The following is a 16438-nucleotide window of genomic DNA, read 5'->3' as shown; positions in this document are numbered from 1 at the left end:
AATAGTCCACATAAGGAGCTGCGATGACGCATCCTACTGCGATTCAAAACCCAGAGCCAGAGGGTGGGCGCAGTCTGTTTCGCAAGGTGATGGATGACGCGGGTGCATCGGTGGCGCCTCTCGACCGTCGCGGCGAACTGGCCAGACAACTGCGCGAACGCAGCGGGCTTGACGAGGCCGCGCTGGAGCGTGTGGTGCGGCGCTTCTATGCCCACGCCCGAATTGATCCAGATCTTGGCCCGATGTTCAGCGCGCATGTCGCCGACTGGGAGACGCACTACGCCCGGATGGTGGATTTCTGGGCCTCCGTGGCTCTGCTCGCCGGTCGCTATCACCGCAACGCCTTGCAGGCACATCGCCCACTGGCGCTGCGCCCCATGCACTTTGAACGCTGGCTCGCGCTGTTCGACCAGACGCTGCAAGAGGAAGTTTCGCCCCAGGCACATCAGCATCTGATGAGCATTGCGCAGCGCATCGCGGCCACGCTGAGCAGCCGTCTGTGCACGCGATGATGCTGCGTGCAGGGTATACCCGAACATTTTTACAGATGGACACAAACGATACATCGCCTGTCTGTCCAGGTTGATCCATCACAACTTGCTACATAAGTCAGTTCTTATTCTGTTCACCACACACGCGACATTTTGTCGCACTGCCCTGAGGAGAAAAAACAATGCCTGACGAGATGCCTTATCTGCCCATGCCGGTCGTCAACCCTGATGGTCGAACGCATCCGCAATCCAACATGCCCCTGCCCGACATGCATTACGCCCGGCCCATAGGGGCGTGGGTGATCGTGGCTGCACTGTTCGTGGTCGTCGTTGGCTTGTGGGCGATGGTTGCGACCTATTTCTCCCTCCATGCCTGAGATCCGCCATGTCCACTCCCATTCCTGACGCTTTCGAGGACCGATTCCATCATGTTGCACTGCGGCATGAGCGCATCTGGATCTTCATCGCCCTGGCGATGATCGCGGTGCTGTTCATCGTGGCCGTGTGGTTCGTGGTGCACGACTACGGCCTGGTGGCCAAGACCACCGAGTTCTATTCCAACCCCAACAGTCCGGCGCAGACGGCCGCGTTCCAGGGCTCGGGGGTGAAACAGACCGGGCCCAACAGCTATGACGTGTATGAAATCGGCCGTGCCTGGAGCTGGACGCCGGGCACCGCCACGCCGTTGACCCTGCCCGCTGGCGCGCATGTCACGTTCTACGTCACCAGCGGCGATGTGATCCATGGTTTCGAGGTGCAGGGCACCAGCATCAACCTCACCGCGATTCCCGGTGTGGTCGGGCATGTGAGCTACACCTTCGACAAGCCCGGCACGTTCTACATCATCTGCAATGAGTACTGTGGCGCCGGCCACCAGGCCATGATCGGCAAGATCGTCATCACCGGAGCGAAACAATCATGAGCGCAGCCCTCAGCAACAACGCCTCGCGCATTTTGGCGGTGCCCACTGCCGGTGAACTGGCCGGTGAGAAAAAGATGCTTCTGGCCTTCTGGGTCACGGGCTTTCTGGCGCTGGCCGTCGGCATTTCCATCGGCGTGCTGCAGAGCACCAATTACGCCGGCATCAATCTCTACCCCTACCTGCAGCCTTTCCTCAAGTCCTACTACCAGGGCTTGACCATGCACGGCGTGCTCAACGCCTATGTGTTCACCTTTTTCACCATCTCTGGCTGGCTGATGTATCTGCCGGCGCGCGAGCTCAAGCTCAAGCCGAACATGGGACTGGCCTGGTTCACCTATGCGCTGATGCTGCTGGGCACACTGATGGCCGCATACGGCATGTTCGACAACTCGTCAAGCGTGCTCTACACCATGTATGCCCCCCTCAAGGGCAGCGCCTGGTTCTATCTCGGCATCACGCTGGTCGTGGTGGCGAGCATTCTGCCGCTGTTCGTCGTGCTGGAGATGCGTGCTCGCTGGAAAAAGGCCAATCCCGGGCAGCTGACCCCGCTGGTGACCTATATGAGCGCGACCACGCTGCTGATGTGGCTGCTTGCCGCGCTGGGCGCGGGCACCGAAGCCGTGTTCCTGCTCGATCCGTGGTCGCTCGGCATCGTGCACACCATCGACCCGCTGCTGGCGCGCACCCTGTTCTGGTGGACCGGGCACCCGATCGTTTACTACTGGCTGATGCCGGGGTATGTGTCGATCTACGCCCTGTTGCCGCGTCAGGCCGGTGGCAAGCTGATTTCCGATCCGCTGGCGCGTCTGGCCTTTTTGCTGCTGTTCGTGTTCTCGCTGCCGGTGGGCACGCACCATCAGTACACCGACCCGGGCATCTCCCCGGTGATGAAGGGCATCGTCACGGCGCTGACCCTCTCGGTGGCGATCCCCAGTCTGATTACGGCCTTCACCATCGCGCTCAGCCTGGAATATGGCGGGCGCCGCCGCGGTGGCAAGGGCTTGATGGGGTGGTGGACAGCACTGCCGTGGAAGGATGCCTCGGTGGCGGCGCAGGTGCTGGCGCTGGTGAGCTTCATCTTCGGTGGCGCAGGCGGCATCGTCAACGCCAGCTGGCAGCTCGACAATGTGGTGCACAACACCCTGTGGATTCCCGCGCACTTTCACCTGACCGTGGGCACCATGACCACGCTGGTGTTCATGGGGGTGAGCTTCTGGCTGCTGCCGCACCTCACCGGTCGCAGGCTGTACAGACCGAAACTGGCGCTGTGGAGCGTGTGGCTGTGGTTCCTCGGTCTGATGACCTGGGGCTTTGCCGGGCACTGGGCCGGCATGGACGGCGCGCCCCGTCGTGCCTGGGTATCGGCCCTGCCGCATGACCAGTATTTGCAGCTCTACGGCGCTGTGCATCCGGCGCTGATCATCGTGGGCATTGGCGGCGTGATTGCTGCGGTGGGCGCGGTGCTCTATTACATCGTGTTCTTCGGCACGCTGTTTGGCCAGAAGGACGCCAAGGCGATGGTCGAGATTCCGTTCACGCAGTACATCACCAGTTCCGAGGGGTCTGTGATGGCACGCATTGCCGAACCACTGGGGCTGTGGACGCTGATCACCTTCGTCATCACGCTGGCGGTGTATATCCCGGTGTTCTGGCCAATGCTTACCCATCCGATTCACGCCCCGGGCTTTGTGCTCTGGTGATGGGATGCGCGATGCAGCGTCTGCAAACGAGGCCGGAGCCGTCCGGCAGCCAAGGCGCGGCGGCTGGAAAGCCTCTGCGCTGCGCGCGGCCATCGTGTCGCTCGCGCTGCTGGCTGCGCTCTATGCCTGGTCGCGACTGCAGCCGCACGGCGCGGCGCTGCACGGATCTGTTCTCCAGCCCTTGCCGGCACCGGCATTCACCGGCTTCACAGACACGCAGGGTCGGGTGTTCAGCTGGCGACAGCAGCGCGGCCATGTGGTACTGGTGTTCTTCGGCTATACCCACTGCCCGGATGTCTGCCCGCTCACCCTCGCAGCCCTGGCACAGAGCCTGCAGCGCCTCGGGGCGCTGCGGCAGCGCGTGCGGGTGGTGTTCGTCACCCTCGACCCGCAGCGTGACAGCCTGCCGGTGCTGCGCGCCTACCTCGATGACTTTCTGCCCGATGCGATCGGCCTGCGCGGTGCACCCGCGGCGGTTGCCGCCTCTGCGCGGCAGTGGGACATCAGCTGGCGCCGGGTCGACACCGGAGCCGGTGCGTACTGGATCGACCATACCGCGGCGGTCACGCTGGTCAGCCCGGACGGACGGCTGCTGCTGCGCTATGGCTACGGTCAGCTCACCAACCCAGCCTGGCTGGCCGACGACCTGCGCCATATCCTGGAGCCCTGATGACGCAACACAGCTGGCCGCTGGCGGCCTGGGGCGGGTGGGCCGCGCTGATCGCGGCGCTTCTGCTGGCCTATGGACTGGCCGCATGGCGCGGACGCTGGCCCAAGTGGCGAGCGGCTGTGTTCGGCCTCGGCTGCCTGCTCACGCTGGTGTCGGCCTGGGGCTTGCACAACCCGTTGGCGTCGATGACCAGCTACACCATCGCGTTGATGAGCATGGGCCAGATCGTTTCACCGTTGCTGCTGCTGGGCATTCCACCGGCGGTGCGGGCGCGCTGGCATGCGCCGGCGCATGCCTGGTGGAGTCTCTGGCTGCTCGATGCCTGGGTCGCAGCCGCGGTGTTCGTGATCGTGACCCTGGGCATCAACCTGCCCGGCGTGTTCAACACCGCGCTGGCCAATGCGCTGTTCTCCGGGCCGATCGGCCTGCTGCTGTTGATCTCGGGGCTGATGTTCTGGGCGCAACTGCTGGTGGGCAGCACCAGCCTGCCGGCGCGCTGGATCGCAGGCGTGTATGGCTGGCTGGGCAGCCTGCCGATGATGATCATCGCCGCCGTGTGGGTGTGGAGCGCGCAGGTGCTCTACACCCCCTATCTGGACGTGCTGTGCCTGTGGAACCTCAGCCCACTCGACGATCAGCACTACGCCGGTCTGGTGATGTTCGCGGCAGGCCTGCCCCTGCAGTTGCGCGCGGCCTGGCTGCTGATCATGCCCGAGGGTTCCACGTCTGCCGCGCCCAGCCCCTGAACCAGTCGGCCGCCCCGCATCGCCCGGCGGGCGTGGCCCCATTCACACTTTGACCACACTCCCAAGGATGACCCATGAACCATCGATTTCTCGGCATGATCGCGCTGTCGCTGCTGATGAGCGCTGCCGCGCAGGCGCAGACCGCAACCGGCAATGCCGCTGCCGGCAAGTACGACAGCACCCTGTGCGAAGGCTGCCATAACGCCGCCCACGGCGGATTCAAGACGGACTTTCCTGCGGAATACCGCGCGCCCAAGCTCAACGGCCAGACCGCTGCCTACATCACCCAGAGCCTGCAGGACTACCGCAGCGGCGCGCGCCGCAATTCCACGATGAAGGCTGTGGCCGACATGCTCACGGCCAAGCAGATCGCCGATCTGTCGGCGTATTACGCCGTCGCCAAAGACCAGAACATCCAATGAGGAACACACCGATGAAACGACGGATTGCAGTTCTCGGCGCCACCGCGCTGCTGGCGCTGACCACTGCGGCGCATGCCGCAGACAGCAAGAAGGGTGAAGAGCTGGTGAACAAGGGCGGCTGCATCGCCTGCCACGGCGCGGGTCTGGACAAGCCCATCGCCCCCAACTATCCCAAGCTGGCCGGCCAGTATCAGAGCTATCTGTTCCACGCCCTGCAGCAGTACCAGGCCAAGCACCAGACCCCGCTGTACGGCCGCAACAACGCCATCATGAGCGGCATGGTGGCCCAGTACAACAAGCAGGATCTGGAGGACATCGCGGCCTACATCGCCAGCCTCAAGGGCGATCTGTACATCCGCGACGAAATGCACTGATCCGCGCGCTGCGGCAGACTCCTCGTCACCCAGAGCCGCTATCCTTCGCGGGTCTGCGTGAAGTTGCGAGGATGTCATGGCTGAGGATCAAAACCCGTCCCCGCCGCCTGCGGGGAAAAACCGTCCGGTCATCAATCCCAAGGCGCAGGTGCATCTGGGGTACTGGCTGCTGGCCATCGCCCTGATGTTCCTGGTGCAGAGCCTGTGGTCGTCGTACAGCAATGTGCAGACCGTGCCATACAGCGAGTTCCAGTCCTATCTGAAAGATGGGCGGATCAAGGATGTGGTGATCGGCGACCAGACCATCACCGGCACGCTGAAATCGCCTGACGCCAACGGCAAGAGCATCGTCGTGGCGGTGCGGGTCGAGCCGCAACTCGCTGCCGAGTTGCAGCGCTACGGCGTGACCTATTCACAGCAGTACGCCAACACCTGGCTGTCCGACATCCTGTCCTGGGTGCTGCCTGCGCTGGTGTTCGTCGGGGTGTGGTTTTTCCTGGTGCGCCGGTTTGCCGACAAGGCCGGCGGGCTGGGCATGGGCGGATTCATGTCCATCGGCAAAAGCCGCGCCAAGGTCTACATGGAAAACCGTACCGGCGTGACCTTTGCCGATGTCGCCGGGGTGGACGAGGCCAAGGCCGAGCTCGAGGAGGTGGTCGACTTTCTCAAGCACCCCGCCGAGCACGGCCGACTTGGCGCACGTGCGCCCAAGGGGGTGCTGCTGGTCGGCCCGCCGGGGGTGGGCAAGACGCTGCTGGCGCGCGCGGTCGCGGGCGAGGCGGGTGTGCCGTTTTTTTCCATCAGCGGGTCGGAATTCGTCGAGATGTTCGTCGGCGTGGGCGCGGCGCGAGTGCGCGATCTGTTCGAGCAGGCGCGCGAAAAAGCCCCGGCGATCATTTTCATCGACGAGCTCGATGCACTCGGTCGCGCCCGCGCCGCAGCGCCGTTTGGCGGCGGGCATGACGAAAAGGAGCAGACCCTCAACCAGCTGCTGGTCGAACTCGACGGTTTCGACTCCAGCGCGTCGCTGGTGATCCTCGCCGCGACCAACCGACCGGAAATCCTCGACCCTGCGCTGCTGCGCGCCGGGCGGTTCGACCGGCAGGTGCTGGTGGAGCGGCCGGACAAGATCGGTCGGGTGCAGATCCTCAGGGTGCACGTGCGCAAGATTCGGCTCGACCCCGGGCTCGATCTGGAGCAGATCGCCGCGCTCACGCCCGGGTTCTCGGGCGCCGACCTGGCCAATCTGGTCAACGAGGCGGCGCTGCTGGCCACGCGCGAAAACGCGCAGACCGTCACCCTTGCGCATTTCACCCGCGCGGTCGAGCGCATCGTCGCCGGGCTGGAGAAGAAGAACCGCCTGCTCAACCCCAAGGAGCGCGACATCGTCGCGCACCACGAAATGGGGCATGCGCTGGTGGCGATGAGCCTGCCGGGCACCGATGCAGTGCACAAGGTGTCGATCATTCCGCGTGGCATCGGCGCGCTGGGCTACACCATCCAGCGGCCCACCGAAGATCGCTACCTGATGACCCGCGAGGAACTGCAAAACAAGATGGCGGTGCTCATGGGCGGCCGCGCCGCAGAGCATCTGGTGTATGGGCACTGGTCCACTGGCGCGGCGGACGATCTGGCCAAGGTCACCGACATTGCGCGCAGCATGGTCACGCGCTACGGCATGGCGGAAAAGCTCGGCGGGGTCAGTCTGGAGGAGACGCCGCAGTCCGTTCTCGGCACGCCGAGCCTGCCGCCGCAGCATGAATACAGCGAACAGACCGCGCGCGAGATCGACTGCGCGGTGCGCGAACTGGTCAACGCCGCGTTCGACCGCGCCACCGCCATCCTGCAGGCCAGGCGCGCGGTGCTCGAGGAGGGCGCGCGGCAGCTGCTCGCCAAGGAGACCTTGACCGAGGCGGAGCTCAAGGCGCTGCTGCAGGCCGCGCCGACCGCAGAGACGGCCGCTGCCTGAGCGGTCGCCGTGTTCAGGCCGGCTTGGAGTGCAGCATGCGCGCCGGCAGTGACTGGCGGTCGTAACGGTCGATGCCCAGGCCGGCGATGCTGATCTCGGGCTTGCGCCCGAGCACCAGGTCGCTGACCACCCGGCCCGAGCCGCAGGCCATGGTCCAGCCCAGGGTGCCGTGGCCGGTGTTGAGGAACAGGTTGCGCCAGCGCGTGGCGCCGACGATGGGAGTGCTGTCCGGGGTCATCGGGCGCAGACCGGTCCAGAACGTGGCTGCCGGCAGATCGCCGCCCGGGAACAGATCGCGGGTGACCATTTCCAGGGTTTCGCGCCGACGCGGGTTCAGGCGCAGATCGAACCCGCCCAGCTCAGCCATGCCGCCCACGCGGATGCGGCGGTCGAAGCGGGTGAGGGCGATCTTGTAGGTCTCGTCCAGCACGGTCGAGCGCGGCGCGAGCGTCTCGTCTGTCAGCGGCACGGTCAGCGAATAGCCCTTGACCGGATACACCGGCAGATCAAGGCCAAGCGGGGTGAGAAACGCGCGCGAATAGCTGCCCAGTGCGAGCACATAGCGGTCGGCGGTCAGGGTTTGCTCGCCCATGCGGACCCCGGTGATGCGCAGTCCGTCGCTGATGAGGCCAGTGACCGTCTGCCAGAAGCGAAAGTCCACGCCGAGCGCGTGCGCCATCTCGCCAAGGCGGGTGGTGAACAGCTGGCAATCGCCAGTTTCGTCGTTCGGCAGCCGCAGGCCGCCGACCAGCCGGTCGCGGGCATGCGCCAGACCGGGCTCGACCGTGGCAAGCTGGTCGCGGTCGAGAAGCTGATACGGCACGCCGCATTCCTCCAGCACCGACAGGTCGCGCTGCACCGCGTCGAGCTGCGCCTGGCTGCGAAACACCTGCAGCGTGCCGCCGGTGCGCTGCTCGTAGGCAATGCCGGTCTCGGTGCGCAGCGCCTGCAGACTGGCGCGGCTGTATTCGGCCAGGCGCATCATGCGCTCCTTGTTGATCGTGTAGCGCTCGGCGGTGCAATTGCGCAGCATCTGCGCCATCCAGCGCAGTTGCCACAGGCTGCCGTCCGGCCGGATTGCGAGTGGCGCGTGACGCTGGAACATCCACTTGAGCGCCTTGAGCGGAATGCCGGGCGCGGCCCACGGCGTGGAATATCCGGGTGATACCTGCCCGGCATTGGCGAAGCTGGTCTCCTTGGCACAGGCGTCCTGCCGGTCGATGACGGTGACCTCCGCGCCCGCCTTGGCGAGGTAATAGGCCGTGGTCGTTCCAATCACACCGGAGCCGAGAACAATGACTTTCATTGCAAGCACCCAGAAAATTTTTGATGTGCGAAATTTAGTCGCTCGATTGCAAAAATTTTCCTTGTTTTGATCGTGCATCGCAGTGAAAATCACTGTGCAGACTTCCACTTTTGGTGCGCCAGCACACCATGTACGAACTCGACCGCATCGACCGCCGCATTCTGGACATCCTCCAGCGCAATGGCCGCATCTCCATGACCGAGCTGGCGGGGGAGGTCGGGCTGTCGGCCTCGCCCTGCACCGAGCGCGTCAAGCGCATGGAGCGTGCCGGGGTGATTGCGGGCTACCACGCGCGGGTCAACCCCGAGGCACTGGGCAAGACGCTGCTGGTGTTCGTCGAGATCAAGCTCGCCACCAAATCGGGCGATGTGTTCGACGCAGTGCGCAAGGAACTGCTGCACATGCCCGAGGTGATGGAATGCCACCTGGTGTCGGGCGGCTTCGACTACCTGGTGAAGTTTCGCCTGCGCGGCATGAAGGAATACCGCCACCTGCTCGGCGACATTCTCAAGCGCCTGCCTGTGGCTGCTGAATCGCACAGTTATGTGGTGATGGAGGACATCAAGGAAAGTCTCTACCTGCCCACCGATCGCTGAACAGGACATCCCCATGATCACTCGCCTTCACGTCGGCCCGCGTCTGAGCGAAGCCGCCATCGTCGCTGGAACCATCTATCTCGCTGGGCAGGTGCCCGAGCAGCAACCAGATGCAGACATCGAAACCCAGACCCGCGAGGTACTCGGCCACATCGACCGCCTGCTGGCCGAATGTGGCAGCAGCAAGGCGCATCTCCTCAGTGTGCTGATCTATCTTGCCGACATTGCCGAGATTGCGCGCATGAACGCAGTGTGGGACGCCTGGGTGGCGCCTGGCCACACCCCGCCGCGCGCCACGGTGCAGGCGAGGCTGGCCGATCCGCGCTGGCGCATCGAGGTCGTTGCGGTGGCGCGGCAGATCGAGGTCGAGTAGGTCTGCCCTCGCCAGGCCGCACTGCAAGGGCCGTGCATTCGTCGCAAAATGACGCGATGCATTCCCTGAACAACATCGCCCTGTCCCTGCTCGATCTGGTTGCCGTGCGCGAAAACGCCACGGTGGCCGATGCCCTGCACACCGCCCTGCGCACCGCGCAACATGCCGAGCGCCTGGGCTTTCGCCGCTACTGGCTGGCCGAGCATCACAACCTGGCCGGTGTGGCCAGTTCTGCAACCGCGGTTCTGGTGGGCTATGTCGCCGGGGGCACGCAACGCATCCGCGTGGGCTCGGGCGGCGTCATGCTGCCCAACCATGCACCGCTGGTCGTGGCCGAAGCCTTTGGCACCCTGGCCGAGCTGTATCCCGACCGGATCGACCTGGGTCTGGGCCGCGCGCCCGGCACCGACCCGCTGACCCTGCGTGCGCTGCGGCGTGACCGTATCGAGCGCGAGGACGACTTCCCGCGCGACGTGGCTGAACTGCAGCGCTTGCTTGGCCCCGTCGAGCCCGGTCAGCGCCTGGTGGCCATGCCCGGTGCGGGCACGCAGGTGCCGATCTGGCTGCTGGGTTCCAGCCTGTTTTCCGCGCGCCTGGCAGCGCAGCGTGGGCTGCCCTATGCGTTTGCCTCGCATTTCGCGCCGCGCCTGCTGCATCAGGCGCTTGATCTCTACCGGCAGGAGTTTCGGCCGTCGCCGACACTCGACAAGCCCTGTGTGATCATCGGCGTGCCCTGCATTGCCGCGCCCACGGATGACGAGGCGCAATACCTCGCCAGCAGCATGCAGCAACGGGTGCTCGGCATCCTCACCGGTCAGCGCGGCCGGCTGCAGCCCCCCGTGCCGGATTACCTTGCGCAACGGCATCCGCAGGAGCGCGCAGCCATTCTGGACTTTCTCGCCGCTGCGGTGATCGGTGGCCCGGACACGGTACGCAGGGGCTTTGCCGCCCTGGCGGAATCAACCCTGGCGGATGAATTCATGCTGGTCTGCGATGTGTTCGAGGTCGATCTGCGGCTGCGCTCGCTCGATATCGCCATGCAGGCGATGCACTGAACCCGCCGCCCGGCGCAGCGCGCGCATTGCGCACAATGGCATCTGGCTGCGTTGCAGCGTCAACCCTCGGTTCCCATGACTTCCGTTGCTCGCCTCTACCCGCGTCAACCCCGCCGTTTCAAACCCCTGGCCGGGGTACGCATCACCACCCTGGCGGTGAACCTGCCCGGTCCGGCTGCCGCTGCCCGGCTGCGCGCCCTGGGTGCCGAGGTGCTCAAGATCGAGCCGCCCAGCGGCGACCCGATGGCGCAGATGTCGCCCGCGCTCTACCGCGCGATGCACAGGGGCATCCGGGTACAGACACTGGATCTGAAAACCGCAGCAGGACAGGTCGCGCTGGATGCCCAGTTGCAGCACAGCGACCTGTTGTTCACCGCCTTCCGCCCTGCAGCACTCAAGCGGCTGCGGCTGGACAAGCGCAGCCTGGCAGCACGCCATGTGCGGCTCAGCGCGGTCTGCGTGCTGGGCTATCCGGGCGCGCAGTCCCATCTGCCCGGACACGACCTCACCTTTCAGGCCGAGGCCGGGTTGATCGACAGCGCGCAACTGCCCTCCACCCTGTTGGCCGACATGATGGGCGCGATGCTGGTGGTCGAGGCCGCCCTGGGTGCACTGCTGCAGGCGCGGACGCTGGGCAAGGGCGTGTGGCTGGAGGTCGCCCTGTCCGACGCGGTGGGTTTTGCCGCCGTGCCGCGGGCACTGGGCATGACCGCGCCGGGCAGTCTGCTCGGCGGTGCGCTGCCGGAATACGGCGTGTACCGCTGCACAGACGGTCTGGTGGCCATTGCCGCACTGGAGCCGCATTTCCGCCAGGCACTGTTCGCCGTGGCGCAGGGCGGCACGCGCCGTCATCTCTCCCGCTGGTGCAAGGCGCACTCCGCCGCCGACCTCACGGCCTTGGCCGATCAACACGACCTGCCGCTGTGGGCCTGGACCGCATGATCCAGGGCGCAACCGGACTGGAAGCAGGGCAGCAGGACGTCCCGCCCGAGCAGGATCTCAACCCGCGCATGCGCGCACTGCTGCAGCGCATCGCCCGCGCCGGGCAGACGCCGCTGCATCATCTCTCTCCCGGACAGGCGCGCGCCGCCTATGCCCGCATGGCACAGGTGCTCGACTTTGCCCCTGCGCCGCTGGCGCTGTGTGATGCACTGGACTGCCCCAGCCGCGACGGCGTGCGGCTGCCCCTGCGTCGCTACGCACCGCGTGCAGCGGATTGGCAGTCGCCGCAGCCGACGCTGCTTTATCTGCACGGCGGCGGCTTTGTCATCGGCAGCGCGGCCACGCATGACGCGCTGTGCCGCCAATTGGCCCTGCGCTCGGGCTGGATGGTGCTGTCGCTGGACTATCGCCTTGCTCCGGAGCACCGCTTTCCCACTGCGTTCAACGACAGCTTCGACGCACTGCAATGGCTGCATGCCCACGGCGACCTGATCGGTGCCGACACGCGCTGTCTGGCCGTGGGCGGCGACAGCGCCGGCGGCACGCTGGCTGCGGCCTGTGCCCTGGCCGCGCGCGACGCAGCGCTGCCGCTGGCGTTGCAGCTGATGTTCTATCCGGGCATGGGCAGCGGTCATGACACACCTTCGCAACGCCGCTACGCCCAGGGTTTTCTGCTCGACCGCGATCAGATCGACTGGTTTTTCGGGCTTTACCTGCGCGGCCCGCAAGATTGCACCGACTGGCGCTTTGCCCCGCAGCATGCCGCAGACCACCGGGGGCTTGCCCCGGCGTGGCTGGCGGTGGCCGGTTGCGATCCGCTGCGCGATGAAGGGCTGGCGTATGCCGAGTTGCTGCGCCGGGCGGGTGGACAGGTCACCGCCACCGAATGGCCCGGGGTGACACACGACTTCATCAAGCTGAGCCGCGCGCTGCCGGAAGCCACGCAGGCGGTGGACTCCGCTGCGCACGCGCTGCGTGCCGCAGCAGTTCAGGCGGGCGCGGTCAGCGCGTAGGGCAGGGCGCCGATGTCGATGGCGGGGCCGCTGACATCACCCAGATGCAAGCCCGGCTGCTCCGCGAGGGCAATTTTCAGTTCGGCCAGAGCCCAATACCGTCCGGTGTGATCGGGTGCAGCGTTGACCACCACGCCGCAGGGCTGGCCCGGATCGGTTTCATGCACCAGTTCCTGCCCAGCCTGCAGGGGCGCTGCGCTGGAGACCAGGTAGGTGCGGCGCTTGAGGGTGCCGCGGTACTGGCTGCGGGCCACCACTTCCTGTCCCGGATAACACCCCTTCTTGAAACTCACCCCGCCGATCAACTCGAGGTTGAGCATCTGCGGCACGAACAACTGCTGCGTGGCCAGTGTGATGTGCGGCAATCCGGCGCGAATGTCCTGCAAGGCCCAATCAGATAGAGGAAGCGCGGGCAGGGTGGTCAGCTCGGTCTGATGCGCCTGCTGCGCGGGCTGGGACGCGTCGCTCAGCAGCAGGCAGCGCACCGCCTCGTCGGCCTGCGGCAGACGCAGCAACAGCGCGCCGCTCTCCAGGCGCCGTACGCCCCAGGGTTGGGTCGGTGGCGCAAGGTGAGCCGGGAAATCGGCAGGAGACGCGCCCAGCAGACCGTGGCGCTGCAGTTGCGCGCTGGCATCGTCCAGCGTGCACTTGAGCCGCAGCACAAACATGCGCAGACGCTGCAGCACCGATGCGGCAATCGAGGCATCGAGCAGCAGCACGATCTGCTCCGGCGCCCATTGCAGTGCGATGAAGTCGGCCAGCATCCGCCCCTGCGGGTTGAGCAGCGCCGCCAGCCGGGCCTGATCCGCCGGCCAGTGCTGAAAGTCCTGGCTGAGCTGCGCGTGAAGCAGATCGGCACCCTGCGGACCAGAAACCCGCAGCACGGAAAAACGATCGAGAGGGCAGAAAGACAGTGACATGGAAACCTTTGGCGGACTTGACGGCCCCCTGCACGCAAGGACACGCGGGAAGGGCAGAGGGTCGATTAGGGCAATACTGAATAAGTCCTTGCGATGCTGCGCGCCGGGCGGCGGGATGGGATGCAAGGCGCACACCACAGCCATAGCCGAAGCTATGGCGAGCGAGGGCCGCGCCGCAGACCGCCTGCAGGCCGGATGCGCAGCGCGCAGGGGACTGGTTCAGTGTTGCCTTAGTATAGGAAGCTTCTGCTTCTGGAGCGTGCAGCGGGCATTGTCCAGGTGCAGCACCTCTTTTCCTGGGCTCTGTGCGTTTGCTGCGAAAACTCCTTCTTCTCGGTCTGTTCGTTCTGGCGTTGCTTGCCGGGGCGATGGCCTGGTGGGCCAGCAGCCCGATTGCGCTGCGCGAGAGCCCGCTCGATTTTTCGGTGCGCCCCGGAAGTTCGGCGCTGTCTGCCGCACGACAGATCAACCAGCAGGGCGCGGACTTGCAGCCACGCCTGTTTTACTGGCTGGCCCGTTTGAGTGGCCGGGGTGCGGAACTCAAGGCCGGCAGCTACGAAATCACCCAGGGCATGACGCCGTGGACGCTGCTCGAACGCATGGCGCGAGGGGATCAGACCCTGCTCGCCGTCACCATTCCCGAAGGGTGGACCTTCGCGCAGATGCTGCAGGCGCTCAATACCGCACCAGGGCTGCTGCACGATGCAGCCGGATTGACCGAGGCGCAATTGATGCAGCGCATCGGCGCACCAGCAGGCACTGCACCCGAGGGCGAATTTTTCCCGGACACCTATCTGTATGCCCGCGATTCTTCCGAGCTCGACGTGCTGCGCCGCGCCTATCTGGCCATGCAAAAGCGACTGGCCGCGGCCTGGGCCGAGCGCGCACCGGATCTTCCGCTGAAAACACCGCAGCAGGCGCTGATCCTGGCGTCCCTCATCGAAAAGGAAACCGGCAATCCGCAAGATCGAGACAAGATTGCCGCGGTCTTCATCAACCGTCTGCGTGCGGGCATGCCGCTGCAGAGCGACCCGACAGTGATCTACGGCATGGGCGCGCGCTATCAGGGCAATCTGACCAAGCGCGACCTGCAGACCTTCACGCCGTACAACACCTACGTCATCAACGGCTTGCCACCCTCGCCGATTGCCCTTCCGGGCGAGGCCGCGCTGCACGCTGCGCTGCACCCGGCCCCGATCAAGGCGCTGTATTTCGTTGCCCGCGGCAACGGCAGCAGCCAGTTTTCCGACACCCTCGCGCAGCACAACGCTGCCGTGGCTCGCTATATCCTCAAGACTCCATGAGCGCACTCAATCCTTACCGCCCCGGTCTGTTCATTGCTCTCGAGGGCATCGACGGTGCCGGCAAGTCCACCCAGTTGCACGCGGTGGTCGAACTGCTGCAGGCCGCGGGCCGCAAGGTGGTACTCACCCGCGAGCCTGGCGGCACCGACATTGGCGAAAAGATCCGCATGCTGCTGCTGAACGAACCCATGCGCGCGCCCACCGAAGCGCTGTTGATGTTCGCCGCCCGACAGGAACACGTGCTCCAGGTCATCGAACCCGCCTTGCTCGGCGGCACCGACGTGGTGTGTGACCGCTTCACCGCGGCGACGCTGGCGTATCAGGGCGGCGGCAAGGGCATTCCCACCGAGCGGCTCGAAGCCATCGCGCGCTGGGTGCATCCGGGGCTCTGCCCGGACTGCATCATCCTCATCGATGTGCCGCCCGAGGTGGCCGCGCAGCGCTTGGCGCAGGCGCGCCAGCGCGATCGGTTTGAGCAGGAGAGCGTGGAATTCTTTGCCCGCGTCCGCGCGCACTATCTGCAGCAGGCCGAGGCCGCGCCGAAAAAATGGCTGGTCGTGGACGGCACGCAAGCACCGGAAGCGGTGCAAAAAATCATCATAGATCACTTGAATAATGTTCTCTTGGCATTTGATTCAAAATGAATTCTGCCTGGCTGATTCATGCGCCCCAGGGGTTTGGCAAATGGCGTGCGCTGAGGCAGGCGGCCCATGCCTTGCTGTGTGAATCGCCCGTTGAGAGCACTCCAGACGAACGCGCCTTCGCCCGACTTCCAGCCGCGCTGGCAGCGCGGCGCGCTTGCGGCCACTGCGCCAGTTGCGCGCTGGCTCAGGCGGGCACTCACCCGGATTTGCTGATCGCCGCTCCCGAAGCCCTGTGGCCAGAACTCGGCCTGAACCCGCCTGAAGAGGGAGCAACGCGCAGCGAGTCCAAAACGGCAAGTCAGGACATCCGCATCGAGCAGATCCGCCGCCTGAACGAATGGGCGGTGAGCACCAGCCACCGGGGCAGGGCCAAGGTTGCCCTGGTTTATCCGGCGGATGCACTCAATCCCGCTGCGGCCAACGCCTTGCTCAAAACTCTGGAGGAGCCTCCGGACGCGGTGCAGTTCCTGCTTGGCGCGCACCGGCTCGACGCGCTCCTGCCCACCATCCGCAGCCGCTGCCGCCAGGCTCCCATGCCGCGGCCAAGTGCCGCCGAGGCGCAACGCACAATCGGAGATTCCGCCGTGCAGACGCAGGTGCTGGCCTGGTGTCAGGGGGCGATCTATCAGACCGACCCGGCAAGTGGCCTCGAGTGGGCTGAGTCTCTGCTGGGCGTGGTGTCTCGCTCTGGCGCGTCTGCGGGGTCAACCGCCTTGCCGCCACCACCCGACTATGCCACCGGCGTGGCGGCGCTGCTCAAGATCGGCAGCGATCTGCAGCGCGTGCAAGCAGGCGCCGCCGCGCTCTACCTGCCCCAGCAGCAGCAAGCACTCACGCGATTGGCGCGGCAGATTGCGCCTGCCCGTCTGAGCGCAGCGCTGCGCGAACTGGCTGCAAAACAACGACTCGCCGGGTTTCCCTTGAATCAGGCACTCGCCAGCGACGCGCTGCTCCTAGAATTTGCCCAGCTTTTCTCCACAGGAGACTGATC

At 65.6% G+C, this 16438-nt stretch carries 19 protein-coding genes; 17 read left to right on the top strand and 2 right to left on the bottom strand.

Translation table 11 applies throughout. From position 1 onward, the window contains the following. Positions 1-23 precede the first annotated feature (23 nt). The 9 genes from AC1ZQA_RS08400 (at position 24) to ftsH (ending at position 7294) form a co-directional block, all read left to right on the top strand. Positions 24-512 (top strand): group III truncated hemoglobin, encoded by a 489-nt coding sequence (locus AC1ZQA_RS08400; RefSeq protein ID WP_482676530.1) that lies wholly within the window; start codon positions 24-26, stop codon positions 510-512. Positions 513-673: 161 nt separating this feature from the next. After that, positions 674-868 (top strand): hypothetical protein, encoded by a 195-nt coding sequence (locus AC1ZQA_RS08395; RefSeq protein WP_482676529.1) that lies wholly within the window; start codon positions 674-676, stop codon positions 866-868. Positions 869-876: 8 nt separating this feature from the next. After that, a complete protein-coding gene (locus tag AC1ZQA_RS08390; RefSeq protein ID WP_482676528.1) occupies positions 877-1413 on the top strand; it encodes a cytochrome c oxidase subunit II in 537 nt (178 codons plus the stop codon). Then, the gene (locus tag AC1ZQA_RS08385) at positions 1410-3113 is read left to right on the top strand and encodes a cbb3-type cytochrome c oxidase subunit I (RefSeq protein WP_482676527.1); all 1704 of its coding nucleotides are present in this window, start codon (positions 1410-1412) and stop codon (positions 3111-3113) included. Before AC1ZQA_RS08390 ends, AC1ZQA_RS08385 begins: the two co-directional genes overlap by 4 nt. A gap of 4 nt (positions 3114-3117) precedes the next feature. After that, positions 3118-3783: an SCO family protein gene (locus tag AC1ZQA_RS08380; protein WP_482676526.1), complete on the top strand. Its 666-nt coding sequence runs from the start codon at positions 3118-3120 to the stop codon at positions 3781-3783. After that, entirely contained in the window at positions 3783-4529 is a 747-nt protein-coding gene (locus AC1ZQA_RS08375) for a cytochrome c oxidase assembly protein (RefSeq protein ID WP_482676525.1), read from the top strand. The genes AC1ZQA_RS08380 and AC1ZQA_RS08375 overlap by 1 nt, the downstream gene beginning before the upstream one ends. Positions 4530-4603: 74 nt before the next feature. Further along, positions 4604-4951, top strand: coding sequence for a c-type cytochrome (locus tag AC1ZQA_RS08370; protein WP_482676524.1), 348 nt, complete (start codon positions 4604-4606; stop codon positions 4949-4951). An 11-nt stretch (positions 4952-4962) separates the two neighbouring features. Next, the gene (locus tag AC1ZQA_RS08365; RefSeq protein WP_482676523.1) at positions 4963-5325 is read left to right on the top strand and encodes a c-type cytochrome; all 363 of its coding nucleotides are present in this window, start codon (positions 4963-4965) and stop codon (positions 5323-5325) included. Between the two features lie 76 nt (positions 5326-5401). Beyond that, a complete protein-coding gene (gene ftsH, locus AC1ZQA_RS08360; RefSeq protein WP_482676522.1) occupies positions 5402-7294 on the top strand; it encodes an ATP-dependent zinc metalloprotease FtsH in 1893 nt (630 codons plus the stop codon). A 13-nt stretch (positions 7295-7307) separates the two neighbouring features. Here the strand turns inward: ftsH and AC1ZQA_RS08355 are convergent, their stop codons facing one another. Beyond that, positions 7308-8678, bottom strand: a complete 1371-nt coding sequence (locus AC1ZQA_RS08355) for a D-amino acid dehydrogenase (RefSeq protein WP_482676521.1) — start codon at positions 8676-8678, stop codon at positions 7308-7310. A 50-nt stretch (positions 8679-8728) separates the two neighbouring features. Here AC1ZQA_RS08355 and AC1ZQA_RS08350 point away from each other — a divergent pair, with 50 nt between their 5' ends. From AC1ZQA_RS08350 to AC1ZQA_RS08330, 5 genes are all read left to right on the top strand, one after another. Further along, on the top strand, positions 8729-9196 hold the full coding sequence (locus AC1ZQA_RS08350; protein WP_482676520.1) for a winged helix-turn-helix transcriptional regulator: 468 nt from the start codon (positions 8729-8731) through the stop codon (positions 9194-9196). 13 nt (positions 9197-9209) lie between these two features. Beyond that, the gene (locus AC1ZQA_RS08345) at positions 9210-9569 is read left to right on the top strand and encodes a RidA family protein (protein ID WP_482676519.1); all 360 of its coding nucleotides are present in this window, start codon (positions 9210-9212) and stop codon (positions 9567-9569) included. Between the two features lie 56 nt (positions 9570-9625). Continuing rightward, the gene (locus AC1ZQA_RS08340) at positions 9626-10624 is read left to right on the top strand and encodes an LLM class flavin-dependent oxidoreductase (RefSeq protein ID WP_482676518.1); all 999 of its coding nucleotides are present in this window, start codon (positions 9626-9628) and stop codon (positions 10622-10624) included. Positions 10625-10699: 75 nt separating this feature from the next. Then, positions 10700-11566 carry a CoA transferase gene (locus tag AC1ZQA_RS08335; protein ID WP_482676517.1) on the top strand — a complete coding sequence of 289 codons (867 nt, stop codon included), beginning with the start codon at positions 10700-10702 and terminating at the stop codon, positions 11564-11566. Next, the gene (locus AC1ZQA_RS08330; RefSeq protein ID WP_482676516.1) at positions 11563-12579 is read left to right on the top strand and encodes an alpha/beta hydrolase; all 1017 of its coding nucleotides are present in this window, start codon (positions 11563-11565) and stop codon (positions 12577-12579) included. Before AC1ZQA_RS08335 ends, AC1ZQA_RS08330 begins: the two co-directional genes overlap by 4 nt. Here the strand turns inward: AC1ZQA_RS08330 and ygfZ are convergent. Beyond that, positions 12555-13499 (bottom strand): CAF17-like 4Fe-4S cluster assembly/insertion protein YgfZ, encoded by a 945-nt coding sequence (gene ygfZ / locus AC1ZQA_RS08325; protein WP_482676515.1) that lies wholly within the window; start codon positions 13497-13499, stop codon positions 12555-12557. The genes AC1ZQA_RS08330 and ygfZ overlap by 25 nt on opposite strands. A gap of 305 nt (positions 13500-13804) precedes the next feature. On the opposite strand from ygfZ, the gene mltG reads away from it, so the two are divergent. From mltG to AC1ZQA_RS08310, 3 genes are read left to right on the top strand one after another with little or no spacing between them, the layout of a single operon-like run. Then, positions 13805-14803 carry an endolytic transglycosylase MltG gene (mltG, locus tag AC1ZQA_RS08320; protein ID WP_482676514.1) on the top strand — a complete coding sequence of 333 codons (999 nt, stop codon included), beginning with the start codon at positions 13805-13807 and terminating at the stop codon, positions 14801-14803. Then, positions 14800-15447, top strand: coding sequence for a dTMP kinase (tmk, locus tag AC1ZQA_RS08315; RefSeq protein WP_482676513.1), 648 nt, complete (start codon positions 14800-14802; stop codon positions 15445-15447). The genes mltG and tmk overlap by 4 nt, the downstream gene beginning before the upstream one ends. Further along, positions 15444-16436 carry a DNA polymerase III subunit delta' gene (locus AC1ZQA_RS08310; RefSeq protein WP_482676512.1) on the top strand — a complete coding sequence of 331 codons (993 nt, stop codon included), beginning with the start codon at positions 15444-15446 and terminating at the stop codon, positions 16434-16436. Before tmk ends, AC1ZQA_RS08310 begins: the two co-directional genes overlap by 4 nt. The last annotated feature ends 2 nt before the right edge of the window (positions 16437-16438 follow it).

Source organism: Thiomonas sp. DCM-2, assembly GCF_056820905.1.
This window is presented reverse-complemented; position numbering and strand designations above follow the sequence as displayed.